Origin of the sequence: Kitasatospora sp. NPDC057223 (genome assembly GCF_042669755.1) — a bacterium.
GTDB lineage: Bacteria > Actinomycetota > Actinomycetes > Streptomycetales > Streptomycetaceae > Kitasatospora.
This window is the reverse complement of record NZ_JBHUWW010000031.1, coordinates 17,935-41,337: the sequence shown is the minus strand read 5'-3', so window position 1 is coordinate 41,337 and position 23,403 is coordinate 17,935. Positions and strand designations below refer to the sequence as shown.

13 protein-coding genes and 1 pseudogene are annotated in these 23,403 nt (G+C 67.8%); 9 read left to right on the top strand and 5 right to left on the bottom strand.

What is annotated here, in order from left to right; all coding sequences use genetic code 11:
- Window positions 1–14: 14 nt before the first annotated feature.
- Complete coding sequence (locus tag ACFUK0_RS14365; protein WP_380249776.1) at window positions 15–389, bottom strand: hypothetical protein; 375 nt, start codon at window positions 387–389, stop codon at window positions 15–17.
- Window positions 390–654: 265 nt separating this feature from the next.
- Here ACFUK0_RS14365 and ACFUK0_RS14360 point away from each other — a divergent pair, with 265 nt between their 5' ends.
- From ACFUK0_RS14360 to ACFUK0_RS14345, 4 genes are all read left to right on the top strand, one after another.
- Window positions 655–1,926, top strand: coding sequence for an XRE family transcriptional regulator (locus tag ACFUK0_RS14360; RefSeq protein WP_380249774.1), 1,272 nt, complete (start codon window positions 655–657; stop codon window positions 1,924–1,926).
- Entirely contained in the window at window positions 1,911–2,441 is a 531-nt protein-coding gene (locus ACFUK0_RS14355; protein ID WP_380249772.1) for a GNAT family N-acetyltransferase, read from the top strand. Before ACFUK0_RS14360 ends, ACFUK0_RS14355 begins: the two co-directional genes overlap by 16 nt.
- A gap of 174 nt (window positions 2,442–2,615) precedes the next feature.
- Entirely contained in the window at window positions 2,616–3,077 is a 462-nt protein-coding gene (tpg, locus tag ACFUK0_RS14350; protein ID WP_380249770.1) for a telomere-protecting terminal protein Tpg, read from the top strand.
- 144 nt (window positions 3,078–3,221) lie between these two features.
- On the top strand, window positions 3,222–3,422 hold the full coding sequence (locus tag ACFUK0_RS14345; protein WP_380249768.1) for a hypothetical protein: 201 nt from the start codon (window positions 3,222–3,224) through the stop codon (window positions 3,420–3,422).
- 200 nt (window positions 3,423–3,622) lie between these two features.
- On the opposite strand, the gene ACFUK0_RS14340 is transcribed toward ACFUK0_RS14345, so the two are convergent.
- The 3 genes from ACFUK0_RS14340 to ACFUK0_RS14330 all read right to left on the bottom strand — a co-directional run bounded on the left by ACFUK0_RS14340 (window position 3,623) and on the right by ACFUK0_RS14330 (window position 17,105).
- Window positions 3,623–4,591 (bottom strand): hypothetical protein, encoded by a 969-nt coding sequence (locus ACFUK0_RS14340; protein ID WP_380249766.1) that lies wholly within the window; start codon window positions 4,589–4,591, stop codon window positions 3,623–3,625.
- 403 nt (window positions 4,592–4,994) lie between these two features.
- The gene (locus ACFUK0_RS14335; protein WP_380249764.1) at window positions 4,995–5,498 is read right to left on the bottom strand and encodes an SMI1/KNR4 family protein; all 504 of its coding nucleotides are present in this window, start codon (window positions 5,496–5,498) and stop codon (window positions 4,995–4,997) included.
- Between the two features lie 48 nt (window positions 5,499–5,546).
- Window positions 5,547–17,105 (bottom strand): LamG-like jellyroll fold domain-containing protein, encoded by an 11,559-nt coding sequence (locus ACFUK0_RS14330; protein ID WP_380249762.1) that lies wholly within the window; start codon window positions 17,103–17,105, stop codon window positions 5,547–5,549.
- 479 nt (window positions 17,106–17,584) lie between these two features.
- Here ACFUK0_RS14330 and mycP point away from each other — a divergent pair, with 479 nt between their 5' ends.
- From mycP to ACFUK0_RS14305, 5 genes and pseudogenes are all read left to right on the top strand, one after another.
- Entirely contained in the window at window positions 17,585–18,832 is a 1,248-nt protein-coding gene (mycP, locus tag ACFUK0_RS14325) for a type VII secretion-associated serine protease mycosin (protein ID WP_380249760.1), read from the top strand.
- Window positions 18,833–18,897: 65 nt separating this feature from the next.
- Window positions 18,898–19,398, top strand: coding sequence for a hypothetical protein (locus ACFUK0_RS14320; RefSeq protein WP_380249758.1), 501 nt, complete (start codon window positions 18,898–18,900; stop codon window positions 19,396–19,398).
- Between the two features lie 32 nt (window positions 19,399–19,430).
- Complete coding sequence (locus ACFUK0_RS14315; protein WP_380249755.1) at window positions 19,431–19,610, top strand: hypothetical protein; 180 nt, start codon at window positions 19,431–19,433, stop codon at window positions 19,608–19,610.
- A 248-nt stretch (window positions 19,611–19,858) separates the two neighbouring features.
- On the top strand, window positions 19,859–20,002 hold the full coding sequence (locus tag ACFUK0_RS14310) for a hypothetical protein (RefSeq protein WP_380249753.1): 144 nt from the start codon (window positions 19,859–19,861) through the stop codon (window positions 20,000–20,002).
- A 1,477-nt stretch (window positions 20,003–21,479) separates the two neighbouring features.
- Window positions 21,480–21,821, top strand: a pseudogene (locus ACFUK0_RS14305) (transposase); the annotation flags it as partial.
- Between the two features lie 22 nt (window positions 21,822–21,843).
- Here the strand turns inward: ACFUK0_RS14305 and ACFUK0_RS14300 are convergent.
- Window positions 21,844–23,121, bottom strand: a complete 1,278-nt coding sequence (locus tag ACFUK0_RS14300) for an IS110 family transposase (protein ID WP_380249751.1) — start codon at window positions 23,119–23,121, stop codon at window positions 21,844–21,846.
- Between the last annotated feature and the right edge of the window lie 282 nt (window positions 23,122–23,403).

Below are 23,403 nucleotides of genomic sequence, written 5' to 3'. Positions count from 1 at the left end.
CTCCTCGCCGGCTCTCACCGGACGACCTCGGCCGGCTCGCAGTCGACGCGGACGCGAGGCAGGTGGGCGGCGGAGCCGACGGTCAGCAGTGCGACGTCCTGCACGTCGAGTTCCGCGACCATCCGGTGCCAGCCCTTCACCCCGTACACGACCATCCCCCGGTTCAGGGTGATGACCGCGCCGACGCCGCCGGTGGCAACCAGCTCGACGACCCGGGCCCAGCCCGGCCGCTCAGCCAGGGGCACGCTGCTGTCGGTGTCGACCAGCACCTCGTCGACGGCCAGGCCCACGATGGCGGCCCGTTGCCCGCACCACTCGGCACAGAGATCACGGCCGGCGGGATCGTCTTCGGTACAGAGGTAGGCAACGGCTCTACGGCGGTCAGACATGGGGCGCACTCCAGTGGACGACACAGTGAGCAAAGTGGGGCGCCTAGCCCCGAGGGAGGACACAAGGCCGGACGTCAACAGCCACCCGCTCCTTCCGACGACCCATATGCACGGCATCCCGGGTGGCTGCGTTCCAGTCAACGGCCGCAGGCTCGGCGGAGGCAGGGTAATTTCGCGGGCTCTTGCTCGCAGCCGACCGGAAGTTTTGGCGCCCTCTTTACCCATTCATCTGTACGTGGCGTCACAGCGGCACTACTTTGCGCGCATGGGGGCCAACGTCTCGCTCCGCCGCCGGATGGCCGAACTGGAGCTCAGCCAGGTAGAGCTGGCACACCGCGTGAACAAGCACATCGCGGTCGTGACCGGCCGCTACGGGACCTGCTCCGAACGCACCGTGCGGGACTGGCTGACCGGAAAAACCAGCTGGCCGCACGTGAGACAGCGCGCTGCGCTAGAGGCAGTATTCGACTGCACGGCCGAAGAACTCGGCTTCGTACCACGGGGCGCACCGCGTCCCGCATCCCCACCGGAGGAAGACGTGCGCCGTCGGACCTTCATCACCTCGGGGACGGCTGCGGCAGCAGCCTCCGCCTTCCCGATTCCCGCCCCCAACCGGCAGACCACCCTCGGTGCCGCCGACCTCCTAAGACTGCGGTCCGGCCTGGAAACTCTCGATGCCCTCGACGACCACCAGGGTGGACACGCCGCACTGGAACGCGCCGCCCTCGCTGGGGCGGACCAGGTCCTCATCGCCCAGCGCAACGGCAGCGCCAGCGAGCGCGTACGCCGCCGCCTGTTCGGAGTCGCCGCCGACTACACCGCCGTAGCGGCCTGGTCCTGCATCGACGCGCGCGAGCTCGACCGCGCGCAGCAGCACCTCGACGCCTGCATGCGTCTCGCCGGTCTCGCCCAGGACTCCACCGCCCAGTTCCGCGCGTGGAACTCCATCGCCATGCTGGCCCATCAGCAAGGCAGGCACCCCGACGCCGTCGCCGCCGCTCACGCCGCCCAGGCCACCAGCGTCACCCGGCGCGACCCTATGTTCGCCTCGCTCGCCTACGCTCGCGCGGCCATCGGGTACTCCAACCAGAGCGACCGCCCGGCAGCGCTCCGCTCGCTCGGCCTCGCCAACGACTCCCTCGGCCGCGCCCGGCCTGAGCTCCGGCCGTCCTGGTTCGCGTTCTACGGGCCGGCCGAGCTGCACGCGCTGACCGCCGTCGTCCGCGACCGCCTCGGTGACTCCGACCAGGCCGAGGGGTCGTCCCACCAGGCACTCGCCATGCTGCCCCCGCAGTTCCGCCGCAACCGGGCCCTCGCCACAGGGCGCCTCGCCTTGGCCCAGCTCCACCAAGGCGACCTCGAGCTTTCCACCTCGACGGCCGCCAGCATCTTCGACCTGATGGCCAGCGGCTCCATCCCGGGCCGTATGCGGACCCTGCTCGGCGACTTCCACCGTGACCTGTTGACCCTTTCGTCGAACGCCCCGGCTGCGCGAGAGTGGGGGGACCGCTACCGGACCGAATGGAGCCGAAAGTGATCCACCTTCGTCACTACCAGCACGGCGCATTCCCCGAAGGATTCCGCCAGTTGCTGATCGACGTCCACGCGGACGCCTACTCAGCGGAGCTGGCAGCGGGGGACGAGTTCACGCAGCGCTTCCCCTGGTTCGTCGACCACTGGACGGGCTTGAAGGGCTTCGCCTGTGTGGTGGCGTTCGACGGGGAGGAGCCGGTCGGCTTCGCCTACGGGGCGCCGCTCACCTCCGGCGGGGAATGGTGGCGCGAGCACATCGTCCCCGCCCCCGATCCGTCCACCACGTTCGGGTTCTCTGAGCTGATGGTCCGTCCGAAGTGGCGCAAGGGCGGCGTCTCCTCTCAGCTCCAGTCGGCGCTGATTGACGAGCGGCCTGAGGCCCTGGCGGTGCTACTCGTCGACCCGGACCACCCCAAGGTGCAGAAGCTGTACGAGTCTTGGGGGTACAAGCCGGTCGGGTTCCGTCAGCCCTTCGCGGACTCACCGCGGTACGCCGTGCTGGTGCGTACGCTCCACTGACCGGCGGTCCGGGCCGGGCACCGCCCGGCTCGGACCACCGGCGCCCGCCGCGGCCCGGTTGCCAACTACTTCGTGAGGAGCAGCGCGTGACCGCGACACTGACCGTCAGCTACCACACCGCCGACGACCTGCCCGCGATCGAGCAGCGCCTCCTCAACGTGTACGTCGAGGTCTATGCCGTGGAGGCAGCCGCCGACCAAGGCGCTCGCCGCCGAACTGAGTGTCTCCCAGCGCACCGTGCAGCGCTGGCTCAAGGGCCAGGGCGCCCCGAAGCCGGCCGCCGCGAAGAAGGTCGAACAGCAGGTCCGCGCGAAGTGGCAGCCCACGGTGAAGCAGCGGGTGCACCGTGAGGCCGAGAAGCGCGGCTTCATGCTCCACATGAGCGGCACCTTCGGCTACAGCTCCGCCGCCGGCTCCACCGACGACCCGCGCCCGCGCACCATCACGCAGAAGATGCCCGGGTCCGTCGCCCATAGGCTCTACGCCGCCCGGGACGCCAAAGCCGGCCAGGCCGAGCAGGAGCGGATCCTCGCCGAAGGCCTGCGCGAGCACTACTTCAAGGACAACGGCCACCGCGCCGCCGGCCTCGACGTCGAGCTCAACGACATCTCCTGGATGGACGTCGAAGGCCTGTAGACCTCCGCTGCCGTACCCCCGACCCGGGGTCGGCGCCAACCCCGACACCCGCCCCGAAACTCAAGGAAACCGGGGCGAGCACCCGCTACCGATCGGCGATCCCGACCCGACGTCTTCGACACCCCCGACAGCGACGCTGTGCCGATGGACGCCAAGGAACTCGCTGCCGAGATCAACATGGACTCGTCCCTCTTCTCCCGGTTGCGCGGCCAGCTCGTCGAGCGCGGCTGGATGGAGAAGATCGACGACACGGTCTACTACCGGTTCACGGCGAAGGCCGACGGCAGTGACAACGTCCTGCCCCTGCGCCGCGCCGACGGCGAGCACCAAGCACGCCGGGCCTGATCAGGCCAACGGGAAGCAGCGAGACTGCGGGTGCAGCTTTTGGCCCGTAGGCCCACACTGATCCCGGTGTGGGCCAGCAGGCCGTTTACGGAGGCGTAGCAGCCTTGATCTGACGCGATGTCGCTTCCGTATGCGCTCCTACCACCACGGGTAACACGTCCTGTCGGTTGCTGACCGGACGGCACAGCGACCGTCGGCTTCTACCTGACCGCGGCCAGCGCGATCTCCGCGGCGCGGGTGTTCGGGTGGTCCGCGCCGAAGTACTGCAGCCAGGCGGCCACGTTGGAGGCAAGCTGCTCACGGGCCTCGACGATCCTGCCCTCGGCTGCCAGGAGCCGACCGTCCAGGGTGCCGGCTTCCAGCATCCGGTGATGACGGGGACCCAGCGAAGCCCGGCAATCGGCCAGGGCCAGGTCGGTCGCCTGACGGGCCTCGTCGAGGCGAGCCAGACCCAGCTGTGCCGTGCCGATCGCGAGGCGGACTGCGGCGGCGAGGGGAATTTTGGCGTCGGGCCTCCCGACGTACGCCTCCTCGGAAGCCTGCGCAGTCTGCAGTCCCTCCGCATGACGGCCCTGGGCGATCAGGGTTCGGGCAAGTCCGATGTGAAGCGCGACCGGGTACGTGCACCCTGGGAGTTCCGGGACGGACGCCAGCCGGATCGCCTCTCGCGCCTCGGCTTCGCCCTCCACAGCGCGGCCCCGGCCTACCAGTGAGAGGACCAGCGCGTTGCGGGCGGAGCAATGCACGACCGAGGCCTGTGCCCGGCCCAGGCCGGCCGCTGCCTTGATCAGAGCTCGGCATTCTGCGTCAGTCTCGTCGAAACTCCCGAGCTGGACCAGATTCTGTGCCCGCGACGCCCGGGCCCGCAGCGCCCCGAATTCGCCGGCCCCATGTTCAGCGGCGATCGCGCCCGCGAGGGCCAAGGACTCCTCGGCCGCCTCGGCATGGCGTCCGAGCACGGACAAGGCGGCCGACCGCATGCTCCTGACACTGAAGACGATTCGGTTAGGGGCGGAAGTGCCCGCGCGTCCCAGCAATGCGTCAAGTTCTGTCAGACCCTCCTCTACGCGCTGGGAGGCCAGCAGGATGGCGGCGAGCATCAGGCGGGTGCTTCCGTCGAAAGGTTCCAATGTCGGTGTGGCTGCCACGATGCCGAGAATGTCGCGCAACTCAGCCTCCGCCTCTCCGGCCCGACCGAGCCGGCGGAGCGCTCTGACCCTGGTCATCCGAGTCGCAACAGCGTCGGGCGCTGCAGAGCCCGACCAGGCGGTTCGGATCCGGACCGCCTCAGCAAGGAGCACCTCAGCGTCGGCCGCCCGGCCCCCCGCCAGCATCCGAACACCGTCCTGAACCAGCCCCTCCGCCCGCACGTCTGCGCTCCGCGCAGACCGGTGCTTCCGCCACTCGGCTATAAACCCCACCATTCCTCCACCGTGCGCCCCCTGAGCGGCGATACTCTCGACCGATTGGCTATATTTGGCAAGCAGCCTACGGCGGCAGGATCGCCGTTTAGAGACAGCCGCACTGGACTTTTATAGGCGCCAAGCCTGGGTGCATCAGCTGCCCCGCAGCCTACTCCGCCAGGAATTCGATGGCGCCGCCTCTGCCAAGAGTGAACCCATCTATTTCCAGATGACCGGAAATAATTCCCGACATCCAATCCGAAAATGAATCCTCCGATTCCCACCACTCTGCCCACTGGCGGAACCATATTCCCACGGCCCACTGGTTGGGATTAATTGGGATCAGGAAACAGGCATCTCCCTCATCGGTCAGCCCCCAGAGAAGGGCCCCATCTTTTTCTGGGAGGATGGGATATGGGATTTTCTGCGGGAAGAGGGCTCGATATGACGGTGCCAGTGCCTTATGCAGATAGCTGAGCGAGTCCTCCCCGGATCCTGGGTGAAGAAGGGTAAGAAACCGTCCGATCTGGCCCGGTCCATAGGCCGAAATGAAACCCTTGTAATCGCCTGGGAGCGAGATTCCGAATTCTCTCTCGATCTCCTCCCAGACCTCGATTGTCGAGTATTTCCTTGGGCTACCGAGAGTCTCACGAGCTGTCAGTATGAGGTCCACGAAATCACTCCTAATTGTTATCAAGTGGAGAAAGTTTGTGAAAATTTTCTACCTTCGATTAACTCCGCATTTATAGGTGGGAGTAATGGAGTTGAATACGTCGCAATCTTCCTTCATGTCGCCGCTCGCGCTCAACTCCACGGCGCTGGGTATTAGTGAATTACTTCCACCGTATACGGGGGTTACGGTGATCTTGACGTGGCCTCCGCCTCGCAGCGTTGCCTCTACCTGCGATTCAAAGACATCGTACATCATCTGATTTGCTACCTGATACATGGGAATAAAGTTCCTCAGATCATTTCCGGCTCCACCGTAGACCGACGCGATCAAGTGGCCACGAGCGCGAATCGCAGAGGGTCCAATTTCAAGGAATCCATCAGGGTCGACTGAGGGATTGACGCGCTTATCGCGAATATCCTCCGGTGATAGGTAGGCGTAAGCCCCCGTCGCCCTGCACTTGCCTTCTCTGCCAGGAGCCTTCTCCAGAGGCTCATATACGAAAGCCATGTCATTGTGCGATCCGAAGGCGTCCGACTGGCAGGGGTCCTCCTCTTCTGTTGCTTGAGGTGCTTGAGGTGCTTGAGGAGCTCCGGGTGCTATGGGCAGCCCCTGCGCTGCCGCGGCCTCGCCCGGCGAGAATTGTTGACCCGTCGCTGTGCCCCTATTTTGCGCTATTCCTGTCTGGCTTTGCCCGTCTTCGATCCCTCCATTGAGGGGGCGGCCAGGTTGGGGCGTGGTGGAGCAGGTGGTGCACGGGACCGGCGCCTGTGTATGCAGGTCTATATGGGGTCCTCCGCCGGACCCGCTGGCTCCCGATCCTCCGCCGGACCCGCCGGCCCCAAGACCACCACCAGAGCCCGATCCTCCATGGGCTCCGCCTCCGGAACCGCCAGCTGAGCCGCCGCTGGAGCCATCACAACTCTTGTAGCTGGCGGCCAAAGCATATTCTTCCGCCTGTATCAGTGCCATTGCATATGCCATGGCCGAGGCTTCGGCCGCATACGCCATTCCTGAGGCGTCGTATCCCACCTCGCCTGCCCGTGGATCCAGGTGGGCCAAGATTTCCGGGTAACTGTGATGGACGCTCCACCATCTCATTTCGACCGCATAGGCGCCGCTCGCGGCCTGGCTGGCGGATGACTCCATGTAGCTCATGCTGTTGTAGGAGGATGCCAGGCTGGCCGAATACTCAACATCTTCGTCCAGCAGATGCTGGAGCTTTCGTTGCTGGGCGCTCGGTCCCTGTTGGGGGCTTGAGGGACCGGCGGATGGGGCGCCGTCGGGTTCGCAGGGATTGTGCCCGCTGGGGTCGGCGTTGCCGACTGGATCGGCATTGCCGTATGCGTAGCGGTTGGCGTCAGCAGAGGTGGTGGGTGCGAGGTTGGCGGTGTCGCGGCTGGTGAAACCTGAAGCGGACGGGTCGTACCAGCGGCTGGCCGTGCTGACTTGGCCGGTGCTGGAGTCGGTCCAGCCGCCTTGGTAGCCGAGGTCGTGGGGGGTACCTGCGCTGGCTGTGGGCTTGCCCCACGGGTCGTAGGCACTGGACCCGGCAAGGGTGGTGCTGGCGGCGGTAAAAGTGCCGACCAGGTCACCGTGGCGGTTGCTGTAGGCGAAGGCTGCTGTGGTGCCGGTGCCGATCGCAGTCAGGGAACCGCCTGGGGTACGTGTGTACTTCTCGGAGCCGTCGGAGGTGAGGTTGCTGGTGATTGAGTCGTACGTGAACGAGTGTCCGGCGTTGCCGGCCAGTCGGCCGAGGGCGTCATAGCTGTAGGTCTGACCGGCCTGGGCGGTGAGTTCGTCGAAGGCGTCGTAGGTGGCGCTGGTCGTGGTGCTGCCGCTCACCGCGGTGGAGCGGGTACCTCGGGCGGTGTAGGTGTAGGCGGTGCTGCCCTGAGTGCTCAGCTGGTTTCGCTGGTTGTAGGTCGCCGTGGTGGACCCATTAGAGGTGAGGTTGCCGTTGCCGTCGTAGCTGTAGGCGGTGGTTGCGGCGCCGTTGTTCCAGGTGCTGAGGCGGCCCGCGGCGTCGTAGCCATAGGTGTGGGTGGTGGCGCCGGCGATGCCGCTGGTGGTCTGCATCTTGAGGCGGCCTGACGGGTAGTAGCCGTAGGCGAGCGAGGCCACAAGCGAGCCAGTGCTCGTCTTGATGGTGTCGCTTGTGACGTTGCCCTGGTCGTCGTAGGCGTAGGTGCGGGTGCTACCGGTTCCGTACTGGAGGGAGCTGACCTGCCCGAGGGGTGTGTAGGCATAGGCGATGGTGTTACCGGTCTGTGGTTCGGCGAGGGTCTTGAGCTGGCCGGCCGCGTCGTAGGTGAAGGTGGCGGTTCCTGCTGCGTTCGTTCGGGAGGTCAGCTGGCCGTCTGCGTCGTAGCTGTAGGAGCTGTTGCCGGATGGCCCGCTGGCGGAAGCGATGGCGCCCCGGTCTTCGTAGGTATAGGTCTGCGTCCCGCTCGGGGTGGAGAGAGAGGTGAGGCGCCCGTCGAGGTCGTAGCCGAAGTTCCGCGTCGGGGTGGAGGCCTGGCCGCCGGTACCTGACTGACTGATCAGGTGGCCCACAGGGTCGTAGGTACTGGAGATGGTGACCGCGCCGGGCTCTGTGACCGTAGTGGGTTCGCCGAGTGGGTCGTAGCCGGTGGTATAGGCACGATCGGCGATGTTGGGGTAGGCCGAGGTAGCTGGCTCGATGGTGGATTCGGGCAGGCCGAGGGTGTTGAAGGTGTAGTAGGTCGTGTTGTTGTTGCCGTCGGTATAGGCGGTGCGGTGGCTGGCGGAGTCGTAGGCGAGGCCGGTGGTGATGTTCTGACCGGTGCCTGTGGGCTGGATGTGCTGGACAGGGCGGCCGGCAGCGTCGTAAGTCCAGGTGCTGGCGTTGCCGTCCGCGTCGGTCTCGGAAGACCGGTTCCCCGCCACGTCGTACTGGAGGCTCGTGCTGGCGAGCGAAGCACCGGTGGTCGAGAGCTGTGTCGTGCCGGTGACTTGGCCCGCCTGGTCGTAACTCGTCTTCACTGAAGGGCCGTTGGTAGTGGTCTGGCTTCCGGGAAAGATGGTTTGTGTTGGCTGGCCTGCCAGGTTGTAGGCCAGCCTGGTGGTGCGCTGGAGCGGATCAGTGGTGCTGGTCTGTTCTCCCGCGGCGTCGTACACGGCGGTGACGGTCGCTCCGCCTGCCGCGGTGGCCGTGGTGCGGTTGCCTGCGTCGTCGTAGCCGAACGTGCTGGTGTACAGAGCGGGGGCGCCAGCGCCCTGGCGGACCTGGCGGGAGAGGGTGACGGGGCGTCCGAGGTCGTCATATGTGGACAGGGTCTGCGCACCGGTGGGGTCGGTGATGCTCTGCTTTTCGCCGTCGAGGTCGTAGGTGTAGTGCCATTTCGGCGTGATCCCGCCGACCGCGGGGAGGTCGGTCTCGACCAAGTTGTCCACCTGGTCGTAGATGCTGCTGGTGATCTGGCCCTTGGCGTCGTGGAGTGTCTTGACCCGGCCGAGTGCGTCGTAGTCGATCTGGGTGACAGGAGTGACCGCAGTGATCTGCCCCGGAGCCGTGTACGAGTTCTGGGCGATCGCGTCGTGCTGGCCGGCACTGTCGAAGGTGCGGGTGAAGGTAGTGACACTGCCGCTCGGGTCCTGTGCGGAGGTAGGAGTGTCGAAGACTCCGTACCCCGTCCGACTGATGGCGCGCGTCTGCGGGAGAGTGACCGGCGTTCCACTCATGGTGTTGAAGACGGTGCTTGCGAGGGCCGGACCGGTGGTGACGACGAGTCGGCCCACGGCGTCGTGTGCCAGGGTGGTGGTATAGGCGCTGGGGTCGGCCCCCGCCACGTTGCCGAGCGGGCTGATCGTCGTGAGCGGACGACCGCTCTGGTCGTACGTCGAAGTGACCGTTGAATCCTGCGGGGTGTTCTTCACCGTCGCGGACAGTACGTCGCCCACTGCGTCGTACGTCGTATCGGTCTCGCGACTCTGGCTGCCGTCGGTCAGCCGGGTGCTGAGGACACGGTTTCCGGCGTCGTAAGTGTAGCTGCTGGTGCGCTTCAGTCCGCCGGGGTCGACGGTGGTGCTGGTGGCGCGTCCTGCTGCGTCCCAGCTGTTGGTGACGGTGCTCTTTCCGCCTCCGGTGGTGCGCTGGGTGAGGTGGCCTGCCGCGTCGTAGGTGTTCTGCTGGAGGACGACGTTGCGCAGGCTCCCGTCGAATGCCCGGGTGGTGGGGTTGAAGTTGTGAAAGGCGTCGAGGTCCGTCTCGGCGACAGTGTCGTCGTCGTTGTAGTACGTGTGGGTGGTGCGGCCCATGGCGTCGGCGACGGTGGCGAGGCGGCCTGCGGGATCGTAGGCGCGGGATTCGAGGACCTGCCAGTGGGCGGTGACCGGGTTGTTCGGGTTGCCGGTGTAGTTGGCGATGGCGGTCTGCTTGAGTTGGCCCATCGGGCTGTAGGTGTAGGTGTAGGTGGTGCCGACCGCGTCGGTCTCGTAAGTGGTGTTGCCGTACGCGTCGTAGATGTAGCTGGTCTTGTGCCCGGCGGGGTCGGTCACCTGGGCGAGATGGTCGTTCGCGGCGTTGTAGGTCCAGGTCGTGGTGCGGGCCTTGTCGCCGCCGGTGGTGTCGGCGATGGTCTGGCTGGTGGGATCGCCGTCGGTGTCGTAGACCGTGACGGTTCTGCGGGTGTGGACGGTGCCGGTGACCGCATCGGTGGTGGCGGGGTCGGTCCTGGTGATGAGGTTGCCCTGGCCGTCCCAGGTGTAGGCGGTGGTCGTGGTGGTGGGTGTCTGACCCTGGCCGCAGTTGGTGCAGGCCTGGGTCTGCGAGGCGGGGCGGCCGAGGTTGTCGTAGGTGTATGTGGTGGTCAGCCCGAGTGGGGAGATGGTCCTGGTGAGGTTGCCGGCCGTGTCGTAGGAGTAGCGGGTCTGCTGGCCGGCGGGAACGGAGGAGGCCTGGGTGTAGGCGTTGGCGTCTACGAGCTGGCTCTGGGCGGCGGCGAGGCCAACGGGCTGGGTGCCGCTGGCGGGCTGGCCCGCGCTGTTGACGGCCTGCTCGGTACCGGTGGTCAGGGTGATGTAGGTGGTCCGGCCCTTGGGGAAGTCCGCTGTTGCCGGGCTGGTGACGGAGGTGAGGTCACCGGCCGGGCTGTACGTGTAGGTGGTGGTGTAGGTGGTGTCCGACGGGCCGGAGGAACGGGCGTCGAGGGAGGAGAGGCGCTTGTCGTTGAGGGGGTTGAGCGCGTTGGCGGCGTCGAGGTAGTACGTGGCGTAGCTGGTGTTGCAGTGGGCGGGGTCCTGGCACGTGGTGCTGGAGACGGTGTTGCCGCGTGCGTCGTGGCCGGTGGTAACGGTGTGGCCGTCGGGGTCGGTCACGGTGTGGACGTAGCCCGAGGTGTCGTAGGTGTAGCGGGTGCTGTTGCCGAACGCGTCGCTGCGTGCGATGAGCTGGGAGGATCGGGTGTCGTAGCGGTAGGCGAGGGTGTTGCCGGTCGGGTCGGTGACCGTTGCCGTAGTGACGGGGGTGGCGGTGCCGCCGTTGCCCATGGCCTTGTAGTGGGCCGCGACCGTGTCGCTGTCGAGGCGGGCGGGGTAGTACGAGGCTTCGGCTATCGAGCCATTGAAGTAGCTCGCACCGCCGGCGGGCCAGTAGTCGGTGGCGGCGGCGCCGAGGTAGACATAGGGCGTGCCGTTGAAGGTGATCTTGCGGGCCGTCGTGTCGGCGGCGCTCTGGCGTCCGTCGAGGTACAGGCTCTGGCCGTTGTCATCGGCGGCGAGCACGACCTGGTGCCAGGCTCCGTCTGTGACGGTCCGGTCGGAGGTCAGCGCGTAGTCCGCCAGCCCGGTCCAGAACTCGCCGTGCACTCGGCCGTCCGATCCCACGTACAGCGCGGGGTTCCACGCCTGGGCACCGGGACTGTGTCCGGCACCTGCGGGAAAGTCCTGGTAGCCGTACAGCGGCCCGCCGCTGGTGGTCTTGAACCACAGCTCCATCGTGGCCGGCCCCCGCACGGGTGCGGCGTCGCCGGGCAGGCGGAGGGCCGAGGTGCTGCCATTGAAGACCGCGGCACGCTGGTTCGCGGTGTCGTTAGAGGGCCCGTCGGCGTTCAGCGTCGCGTCGGTGTAGGTGCCCGAGGTGACGTCCGGCAGGGCCGTGCCGAGTTCGTCGGCGGCGTACCCGGAGCCGGCAGGGTCGTCCAAGCGCCAGTATCCGGCTGCGCCGCTCTGGACGACGCTCGCACGGTAGGCGGTGGAGGCGTCGAGGCCGCCCGCCGTGCTGGCGGTGGTTGCGACGCGGTACTGGGTGGCGATGGCGCTGGCCACCAGTGGGTAGTCGTAGATGGCGAAGTCGGCGATAGTGCCGTTGAAGTGGCCGCTGGCGTCCGTGGGGTGGTTGGGCCACCCGCCGTCGTCCGTACCCCCGCCCAGGTAGGCGTAAGCGGACCCGTTGTAGCCGAGGGGCCGTCCAGCTGTGCTGGTGGCGGCTGCTGCGCCGTCGAGGTACAGAGTCTGGCCGCCTCCGCTCCCGGTCAGCGCCACATGGTGCCAGGCTCCGTTGTTGACGGTCCCCGGTGTCACCAGCGCGTTCGCGGGATTCCCGGTCCAGAGGGTTCCGTACAGTTTTCCGTCGCTGCCGACATACAGGGCGGGGTTCCAGTGGTTGGCGACCTCCGCATGCGCGGAGCCGAGCGGGAAGTCCTGGTAGCCGTAGAGGACACCCGGCGTGCTGGTCTTGAACCAGAGCTCGACTGTCGTCCAGCCGTCCTGCTTGGGTGCGGTGTTGGCGGGCAGTTGCACGTATGACGTCGTGCCGTTGAAGCCCGTTGCCGTCGTACTGCCTGAGGCCCACGGGCCAGCGGGGCAGCAGGTCGTGTCGTGGTTGGTGCCGCGATTCTGTGCGAGTGCGGCTGAGGAGATCAGCTCGCCGGCCTGGTTGCCGCTCGTGTCGCCGAGGCGCCAGTAGCCGGTGGGATGGGCGTCCACGATGGCCGCGTCGTACTGGGCGGCTCCGTTGCCGGTGGCCAGCTGGTAGAGGGTGGCGATCCGGGTGCTGTCCAGGCCGTGCGGGAACGCGGCCACGTCAGCGATCTGGCCCTTGAAGTGGCCGGTGCTGTCGGAGGTGGGGGAGGGCCAGCCGCCGAAGACCGCGCCGGCGCCGACGAAGACGTGCCCCGTGCCGTTGGGGGAGATGGTGCCGGCCAGCGGCCCTGCGGCCATCGCGCCGTCCAGGTATAGGCGCTGGGAGCTGGTGCTGTCGGCGGACAGGACGGCGAAGTGCCACTTGTCGTCGTTCACGGGTGCTGCGGTGACCATGGTCTGCGCAGCGTCGCCCATCCACAGCTGGGCGCGCAGCCTTCCGTCGCTTCCGATGTACAAGGCCGGGTTCCAGCGGTCCGTCGTGCCGTTGGGACTTCCCCCGATCGGGAAGGACTGGTAGCCGAGCAGGACGCCGGCGCTGCTCGTCCGGAACCACAGTCCGAGGGCGCCGGGGCCGGCTTGTGGTGCGTAGGAGGCGGGCAGTTCGGCCCAGGATGTGCTGCCGTCGAAGGAGGCGGCTCCTGTCGAGCCGCTCATCGGGCCGGCCCCGCCCAGCGTGACGCCGGAGTAGGTGCCGTTGTTGGGTGTCGGGCGGGGCGTGTAGACCTGGTTTGCGGCCTGCACTCCTGCGCTTTCGGACATTCGCCAGTAGCCGGAGGGCCGGGAGCCCATGACCTGGCCGCGGTACTCCTGCGAGGAGCCGGAGACGGTGGGGGCGTTGAGCTTCCAGGTGCCGCCGTTCTCGTCGGTCACCTGGGCGGCACGGTCCTTGACGGTGTCGTAGGTGACGGCGAGGCGGGTCTTGCCGGAGGGCAACTTCAGCCCGGACAGTTCAGGTGAGGCCTGGCTGCCCGCCTGCCACAGCGAGGCGATTGCCGGTGCCCCGAGTGCGCGGTTGTAGAACGCGACGTCGCTGATGCTGCCCGCGAAGAAGTTCGCCCGGCCGGTGTAGTCGTAGGGTGTGTCCGCCCACCAGGCGCTGATGAAGCCGCCGCCGACGGCCTCGGAGCGTTGCCCGGGTGCGATCACCGCTCCCGCCAGCGTTCCCTGGGCCTGGCCGTCCAGGTACAGGGTCTGCGAACTGCCCGAGGCTGACAGCAGTGCGTAGTGCCACTTTCCGTCGTTGACCGCCGCAGCCGACTCGATCGGGTTGGAGGGACCGTTCCAGAACTTGCCGTGCAGCTTGCCCGAGGACCCGACATACAGCGCCGGTGTGTAGTTGGCCGAAGTCGTTCCGCTGCCGGGGAAGGTATCCGCCTGGTAGCTGAACAGCACCCCCCAGCCGGAGGTCTTGAACCAGAGACCCACGGAGGTGTACGAGGACGTGTCGAGCACGCTCTGAGGCAGCGTAACCGCCCCCGAAGTGCCGTCGAAGGTTGCCGCAGTGGCAGACGACGCTGTCGGCCCGGGCACGCCCAGCGTGATGCCGGTCGCGGAGTAGCGTGCGTTGTCGTTGCCCTGGTTCTCGACCGCCTCGCTTTTGGCAGTGCTGCCCGAGGGGTCGCCCAGGCGCCAGTACGACACCGGTGCTGAATCCAGGACTGCCGAGCGCAGGTGCGAGCCCTGGCCGTAGGTGTACGTGGTGCAGGAAGCTGCGGTGTTGCCGCCGGGCGGTGGTGCGCACACCTGGTCCAGCTCGTCCGCACTCGTCGCGTTGTAGGTGTAGGTCCAGGTCAGGGCGGTACTCTGGTCTGTTCCGAAGGCGGGGTCGGTGAGAACCTTCGCGACGTGCCGGCCGTCTGCCGTCCATCCGAAGTGCAGGGCGCGGCCGGAGGCGGCGTCCGTCACCGTGGCGAGCCGGCCGCTGCTGTAGACCAGGTCTTGGACGTGCCCGACGGCATCACGCACAGCAGACAGGGCGTAGCCGCCTCCGGTCTGCACGTGGAATTCGTACCGAGTCCCGTCCTTGACCATCAGGTCGAAACCCGCGGCGACGCTGCTGAGCGACTCGAACTCCCCCGGCGGTGGGGTGTAGATACTGCCGCCCTGCGGATCCGCGCCGAACCGCGCGGCCCGGCCACTGGCCGTGGTCAGGACCACCGAACCGGAGCCGTCGCCGTCCGGCTGGACACGCATGTCGAAGGCGGAGGTCCAGCCGGCCCCGAAGAGGGTCGAGGTACGGGGGTCGAGGGAGTTGTACGAGCGAGTGACCGTCAGCTCCGGTCCGACCGCCTTTACGCTCGCGTCCGTCGCATCGGTGGTGTAGTTGCCCACCTGGGTGTCGAACGTGCGGCCGGATCCGTCACCGGCGGCGCCGCCCAGGTGGGAGGTGATCACGGGCTGCTGCACCTGTGTGGAGAACGCGCTGAAGTTGGCCCAGGCGCTCCCGCTTTGATGGTCACCGTCCCGGACGGTCCACAGGTAGGAGGAATTCCATGCCAGTCCGCTGGGCACGGCCCACGATGTGCTCGGCTGCCAGCCGGAGTCCGCGACCAACTGCGGGGATCCCGAGGACGGGTTGGAGTACACCTGGAACTGGTAGTCCACCCCCGTGCCCGGGTAGTTGTCCGAGTCGTGGCCCGACGCGTAGAGCTGGGGGTGCACTGTACCCAGGACCGAGTTGCTCAACGGTGCCGTGATGTCGAGCTGAGGGTCCGTGTTCAGGGCCGATACCCATGTGCAGTTGCGAACCGGGATGCCGTAGGAGTCGTACAGGGAGGTGGTGCCACCGACGTAGCCGTCCCAGCACATGTCATACGACTGACCTGGTGGAATCGGAGGGATCGTCGCGTTGAACGTGACCGACTGGCCTGTCTGCACCAGTCCCGGCACTCCCGTCATCGGGGCGTTGCCGGCCGGCCACCGCTCCTGCCAGTTCGCGTCGTAGAACCGCGGCTTGACCTGCATGCTCGACGAGTTCCACCAGTTCGCGCCCAGATTGGTCATGGTGACCTGCTGGGAGCCGGGAGTGTTGTAGGTAGGTGCGTTGTAGTTCGGCGGTATCGAGTAGTTCGCCGCCCAGTCCACGTACGTGACCTTGAGGTAGGGCGGAAAGCTGGTGTTGACGCTGTCGAAGACCTTCCATGCGGTCGAGTCCGACTCGTTGGTGGTTAGCGCGAAACCGTAGTTCCCTCCACCGTGGGCCCAGCTGTTCACCAGTTGTGCGCCCGGGGTGGAAGCGGCGTCGCCCAGGTTGAACGGCGTCCACGCCACCGACCCGCAGGGGGTACCACCGTAGCTGGTTGCGGTGCCCAGGACGTTCCAGTCGATCGGCACCTGCGAGGCGTACGCCACCGAGGCCGGATCCCACGCGGAAGAGATGGCGTGCACGTCCACGCTGTGGTTGGAGCATTGGGCGGAGTGGATCAGGGCGACGTCGAGTTCGACTTTCTGGACGTAGTCGTTGTAGAGGCTCTGGCCGACCGAGTCGAAGACGATGTAGCTGCGTGCTGTGTGTGTCCCGCCGTCGTAGGTCCCGACCTTCAGCGACGCGTCGGAGGCGAAGTTCATGTTGTACGGCGTCTCGACGAACGTCGACCGGGTGGTGTTCAACTGGGTCTGCGTCGTCGGGTCCACCTTGACCGGCCACACCCGCTTCGCGTCGTGCAGCCATGACTCGTCCAGCGACATCTGCAGTGCGGGCGAACCGCCCACCGTCGTCAGTGAGTAAGTGACGGCGGTGGAGATCGTGCCTTCGCCCGAAGCGGGATCCGTGGCGCTGTCCTCCATGTAGCCGTGCGGGATCGTGACCTCGGCCTTACCAGTGGCGTCCGCGAAGACGACGTTCCCAGCCTGGTCGATCGATGGTGTCAGTCCGGTCAGCTGCAGGGGGAACACCCACGTGGTCGCCGCGGTGGCATCGTGCAGGAGCAGCGACTCCTTCACCCCGCCGGCCAGGGCGTTGTAGACGACGTCCGTCGACGGGGCCGCACCCGCATAGGTGAGGACGTTGTCCTTGGCTGCGGCCGGTACGGCCTTCGCGCCCTGCAGGCTGTAGGACAGGCGGTGCGAGGCGTCTACTGTCCATGACACCAAGGCGGGGTCGTCCGCCTTGGCGGCGAAGGTGGGTTGCTGCTCGTTGGCCTTCTCCGACCAGCGGCCACCGCCGTCCTGGGCGAGACCGGTGTCGATGTTCGCCCACGTGCCGTCGGACTTCTTGTAGTGCACCGGCCTGCTGTAGATCCGCTTCGTCCGGGTTCCGTCGCCGTTGTCGAACACGGAAGTCGTCGCCGTTCGCTCCGACGGGACCTCGGCCGCCACTGGATCCGTGCCCGGGATGCCGGCGGTGGCCGTTGCGTCCTTGCCCGCCTTGGCAGCTGCGGCAGCTCGCGCCTGTACCGGCTGCTGCTTGGCGGCTGGCTGCAGCTTGTCGGGCGGATCGACCTGACGGCCGACCACGGCGGTGGGCGCAGTGGTGGAACTCTGGACGTCTCCCGGCTTCGCCCGGTCCGTCTGTTCGGGCAGTTCGCCGGGTGCTGGCGAGTGTGTACCGCCTTCTCCGGCATGGAGCTGCGTCGCCGATGCGGCGACGGTGCCGTCACGCCCTGCGGCGGTGCCGCTCAGTTGTTCGGGCGGGGGCGGCGCAGCTGGCGCAGCTTGGGCCTGGAGAACGGTGAAGGCGCTCGCCGACTGGGTCGACAGCGTCAGCACAAGGGCCAGGCTCGCCACGATCGCCACCGCACGGCCCGCACGTGTAGTGCCCCGGGAAGCCGGCATGCGGCGAAGAGCACGCGACGCTCGCCGCAGAACACCGGCCACGGCAGTGCGCAGACGGCGAATCGGCATGCTGAAAGACGAGCGGCTCACGCCGGACCCCCGGGTATGCGGAACTGACAGCGCGCCGGACAAGGCGTGCCGGGGAATCTTCTACAGCCCGCCTCCGGCGGGGGTCCATAGATCATCAAGAAGGAATTGGCGCTTTTGTTCGCATCACTGCTGATTTGGCGTCTCAAACCTTGCCGGGATTTTACCAAACTGCTCCATAAAGGCGGCACAGCAAACCGACTTGACGGTCCGTCATGAAATATGCACTGGACTCAAGAAAGCGGGCGGATACGATCTGCATGCCTACCGGTCGCCTTGGTCCTCAGCACGTCGCACAGGCCCAGTAGCGGAGGCGTCCCGTCACCGATCGTTCAGGAGCAGCCATGCCGAGCCCCGGGCCCTTTGTCGCAAGGCTGCTGACGGTGGCGGCCGCCGCCGCTTCGCTCTGTGTGCCGATGTCACCCGCGATGGCGGACGACATACGCGCGAGCGAGTGGCCACTGAACGCCCAGCACTACCAGGCCGACAGAATCTGGGAGATATCCAAGGGAGGCCACGTAACGGTCGCCGTGGTGGACAGTGGTGTCGCGGCATCACACCCCGACCTCTCCGGCCAAGTCATCGCCGGCACCAGCCTGCTCGGCGACGGCGGCGACGGCAGGACGGACACATCGGGCGACTCCCACGGCACTGCGATCGCCGGGATCATTGCCGGAACAGGCGGCGCGCAGGGAACCGGCATGACGGGCCTCGCGCCCGAGGCGGAGATCCTCCCGGTCCGGGTCGCAACCGACGGAGAGGTCCTGCCGTCACTACTCGCCCGTGGCATCGTCTGGGCATCCGACCACGGTGCACAGGTCATCAACATCTCCATGGGGTCGCCGCACCCGGATCCGCTGCTCCGGCAGGCTGTCACCTATGCACTGGGCAAGGACATCGTGCTGGTCTCCTCGGCAGGCAACCAGGGCGAGGGAGAGAACCTCCCGATGTACCCGGCGGCTTTCCCCGGTGTGCTGTCCGTCTCCGGGGTGGACGAGACCGGCGCCTTCTGGACCCCGAGCGAGTCCGGCCAAGGCATCACCATCGCAGCACCGGCCACCGGGATCTACTCCACCAGCGACCAGGGCCGGTACGTCCACTCAGACGGCACCAGCTATGCCGCCGCGTATGTCTCGGCCGCCGCCGCCCTCGTCCGTTCCCGCGATCCCCACCTCACCGCCGGCCAGACGATCCGTCGCCTCATCACGACCACCACAGACCACCACGAACGACCCGGCCCACGCCTCGGCTACGGCATCCTCAACCCACTCGCGGCCCTCACCTCCTCGGCAGACCCGGGCGACGCCGAAAACCCGCTGCTGAAGGCCACTACCGCATCACCCGCAATACCCGAAAACTCCACTGCGGTCATCGCCGCCGTGATCGCCGTGCCGACGGTCGCCTTCGCCGCGGCGGTGGCAATATTCGTCCGCCGCCGAAGGCACGACCACGCCTCGTCGGACCAGAGGCCTGCCGCTGGCGCTGGATCAAATCGGTTGAAGAGCCGACGCAGGCCACATCCGAAGACAGGCCAAAGCAGTCAACAGGCGACTGCGCGAGCCAGGAACCGCTCCTCCGCCCGAACCCGCTGACAACCGGCTACCTGTCAAGGACACCCCTGATGACTTCACGAACCCTCTTCCGCCATCGTGCCCTGGTGACCGCCATCATCGGACTCGCCCTCGCAGCAGGCGGCACGGTTGTACTCTTGCTCGGCTCGGAGAGCAAGCCGGCCCGTCCAGCCCTCGTCGTCGCAAACGACGTGTCCGGCCGTGCGACCGCCTGTCTGGCCACCGACACCGCCACGGCAACAACCACGGACGCCGTGCCGGAAATATGGGCTGCCATGCAGGCCGCAGGATCCGAGAGTGCTACGAACGTCCAACAGCTCATCACTCCCGCGGTGGACGCGGACCAGGCCGAGCCCCATCTCGCCGGGCTGCTCAGCCAGCACTGCGACCTCATTGTCACCGTTGGACCGGCCTTCGGCTTGGCCGTCCCGAAGTTGGCTCTGCTCGTACCCGCAGTACGGTTCACCGCCATCGCCTCCACGTTCACCGGATCAATTCCCAACGTCACGCTCCTCGGCCGGGAAAGCCCTGTGAATGCCGTACGTCAACAGGTCACCACTCTCCAGCTCAGTAGGGTCGAGCGCTGAGCTTTTCCAGCGTCGCCGCCCGCCACCACGTCGTGCACTACTCCGACACTGACGAGGAGCCGGTGGTGGAGACCCTGGGCGCGGACATGGAGGGTGTCAGCAACCTGCGAATCAGCCTCTACGACGGCTGGGGCCGTCTCGGCCTTGCGGCAGCCCTGCGGGAGGCCGCCGAGATGCTTGAGGCCGTCGACCGGCAGCCCGACGACACCTGAAACCACCCGCCAGCACCCCCGCACGGCCCCGACCTCGCCCCCGTGTCGCCGGAAAAGGGATAGCGAGGCACCCGAAAAAGCAGACCCGGGCCATTCGGTAAACCCACCAGAAGAATTCACCGGAGAACAGCCGACAGACGAGAGGAATGTCGTGGAGAGAGACTCGAACTGCCGCTGACCGCGGTCGAGGGCGAAATGTTCATGCCCGCTGTCGTGGTCTCCGCCCTCCTGAGGGGCTTCGGCGCCCAGTGGCAGTTGTGGACGGCGTCGAGCTGGCCGACCTCGACCCCGACACCGTCGCCGCGCTCGCCGAGGCCCTGGGCGACTTCGCCGGCCAGCTCGACGTCCAATGCATCGCCCTGACCCAGCCCACCGAGGAGAACGACCAATGACCCCAGCCCTCGCAGCCTCGGCCGCCACCGCCCGCTTCACCGGCTCGCCCTCGCCCTCGCCCTCGTCCGAGCGCGCCGCCGCCGGCCTGCCCGGCCACTGCGATACCTGCGTCCTGCCCGGCCACCAGAACGCCCACCCGACCTGGGCTGCGCCGACGTCGGTTGCGCTGAGGTCCACGGCACCACGGACACGGGCCTGCCGCTGTGCGCGGACTGCGGGCTGCCGATCACCGGCCAGTGGCTGTCCGACCTCCCGCTGCCGGGCGAGAGCGGCACCGGACAGCTTCGGTACTGGCACACCGGGCCCTCCGCCTGCGCCGAGGCAGCCGGCTGAAGTACTGCCCGACTGGTGGGGGCCCTCGTGCTCGAATCGCGAGGGCCCCCAGTGCGTGAGCCTATGGTCGGCCCGGCCAACCACCCTCCCCTCGATCTCCCCAACCCGGCCGGGTGCACCCACTGCCCTGCCGGACGACCGGGTCCGGGCGGCAACCGGGCCGTCATCGCGGGCCACTGCTGCGCCTGGGCGGGCCGCGGCGTGCTTCGCCCCCGCACTCGTGACCAGCGCCTGGATGCGCTGGACCATCCGGCTGCCGCCTGGCCTGAGCCGCCGGCCTACCGCCGTGGCCGTGTCCGGCCACGCCGTCCGGCCGGCGGCTCACCCCCGAGCCCTGGCGGGCCCGGGTGGCCAGTTGCCCTCCACCTTGGTGGCAGGTGCCCGTACCAGTCCGGGGTGCCTGCCGTACCGGCCTGCCGAGCGCACCGCGTCCTGCCCTCCACCGCCTGGTGGACGACGCCACCATCCACCTGACGATCATCCTGTTCACTGACACTTCCACCCTCGACCGGACGGCGGTCACCATCCGTGCCCGGTGCGGGTCCCTACGGGCAGGGTCACCTCGTCCGGCAGACTGCCGACATCCACCACCGTCGGACCAGTAGGTGGGGAAAGGGCCCCCTGGGCCCGGGTCCGGCGGCAGCCGGACTTCCACGACTGGCGCGGTGAGCGGAACTGGCCCAGTACCGGTATCCGTAACGCCAGGCCCCGCTGTTACGGCTTCGCGTACCCGATCGGCCTTCCTGGCCCGGTACGCCGCTTGCCGACAGGCACCCCCGCAGTACACGGCGTCCCGGCGGTGGCCGTGCTTGTGGGCGAAGCGCCGGCCACAGGAGGGGCAACGCACCACCTGCTGGGTCTCGACGCCCTGGGTGAACCACAGGCCGATGGCGACAGCCTCCAGGAGGTGGCGCCGCCTACGGCGGGCTGCTGCTTTGCACTTCACCGAGCAGTACCGGGCATCGCTCCGCGCACCTGCGCGCAGCGAGTTCCAGCAGTACGCGCACTGGCGCACCCGCCCAGCCATGTCTCCACGGTACGTCCAGTCCGAGACACATGTCTTACGTGCCTTACTGATCGTTTCAAAATGAGTTCGGCACAGGGGCTTGGCAGTTGAGGGGTCCGAGCGGCAGAGTGCTGCACGTGTCGGATGATCTTGTGCCTGATGACTTGTGGGATCGGGTGGTGCCGTTGCTGCCGCCGCGTGCGCCGCGGCGGCACCGATACCCGGGTCGGCTGCCGGCGGACGACCGTGCGGCGCTTCGCGGCATCGTGTACGTGCTGTGCAAGGGCGTGAGCTGGCGGGACGTGCCCGCGGAGCGGACCGGGTGCAGCGGGGTGACGGCCTGGAGGCGGCTGCGGGACTGGACCGAAGCCGGTGTGTGGCCGCGCTTGCACGAGGTCCTTCTCGCCGAGCTGCGGGCCGCGGGTCTGTTGGAGATGGACGACGCCGCGATCGACGGTTCGCACGTCAGGGCGCTCAAAGACATCTCAGGGAGCTAAGGCGTCAAGCGGCGGCCGTGATCGACGACGTGACGGAGGAGGTGAAGGCGTGGTTCTCGTCGAACAGCTGGCGGTTCTGGAGGCAGTGGAAGAGCTGGCCGAGCAGTCGGTTCAGGAGGTTGCGTTGGGCGCCTGCGTGCCAGTCTCCGTGCTCGCGTCGGCGGCGGTAGTGGGCGTCGGCGCCGGGCGAGGCGGTGAGGGAGGAGAAGGCCCAGAGGAATCCGGCGTGCATGAGCCGGTTGTTCTTGACCATGCGTCTGCCGACGTAGCTCTTCTTGCCGGAAGCTCTGGTGATGGGTGCGGATCCGGCGTAGGCCTTGAGGCCGCGGGCGTCGGCGAAGCGGGTGCGGTCGTCGCCGATCTCGGCGAGGAGACGGGCGCCGAGCTGGACGCCGAGGCCGGGGAAGCTGAGGTATACCTCGGCGTCCGGGTGCTCGCGGAAGGCGGCCTCGACCGCCTCGGCGAGGTCGTCACCGGCCTGGCAGGCAGCGTCGAACTGCTTCAGCAGGGCGGCCAGCTGGTGGCCGAAGGCGGCCTCGACGGCGTCGGGGTGGCGGGTGTGCTCGGCCCGGAAGACCTCGCGGAGCCGTTCGGCCTCGGCGTCGATGCCGCGTGTGCGGCCGGCGCGCTTGAGCGCGGCCCGCAACTGGGTCAGGGAGAGCTTCGCCGCTCTGGCCGGGGTCGGCGCTGCGGTGAGCACGGCGCGGGTGTCCGGCCGGGCAAGGCCGCCGGCCTTGCTCTGGAAGGCTTCCAGGGCGGCCGGGTAGTACTCGCGCAGGAGCGAGCGGATCTGGTTGCCGAGCTGTTGCCGGTTCCAGACGGCATCCTGTTGGGCGCGGGCCAGCACGGTGACGGCCCGGCCCTGGTCGGAGTCGGCCGGCAGTGGCCGGTGCATGGGCAGGTCGGTGCGCAGGATGTTCGCCAGGACCAGGGCGTCGCCCGGGTCGGACTTCTTGCGGGAGACGCCGTGCCGGTCCCGGTAGCGGGCGGCGGCCAGCGGGTTGATCGCGAACACCTGCCGCCGGCCGGTGCGCAGGACGGCGACCAGCAGGCCGTGGCTGGTCTCGATCGCCACCGGAATCGGGGCCGTCTCGGTGTCGCCGTGCTCGGCGAGCAGGTCGAGCAGCAGCCGGTAGCCGGCCGCGTCGTCGCTGATCCGGCGCTTGGCCACCAGCGATCCGCTGTCGTCGACCAGGGCGACGTCGTGGTGCGATTCGGCCCAGTCGATACCGCAGAAGATCTTCAACCCACTCTCCCAACATTGCCTGTTTTCGCCGGTCACGAGCACATGCGGGTCACGCGGCGCCCTATTTTTCGCGGCAGCCCGAGGACGCCGGACAGCGCCGCTCTCTGTTCAGACCTCGTCGGCCAGGGGTTGCCCAGGCATCAGCCCGGCACCCACGCGACCGCCACGAAACCCACCGCCGCGACAGCACCGCTCTTTGAGAAGGCCTCGCAGGCCCGGGGGGCTCCAGGTGTCTGTCGCGTCAAGCGCTCCGGAAAGCCCAAGCCGGGTATTCCGAGTAGCGCCTTCACACAGGATTAGGGGGGCTCCCGACTGGGA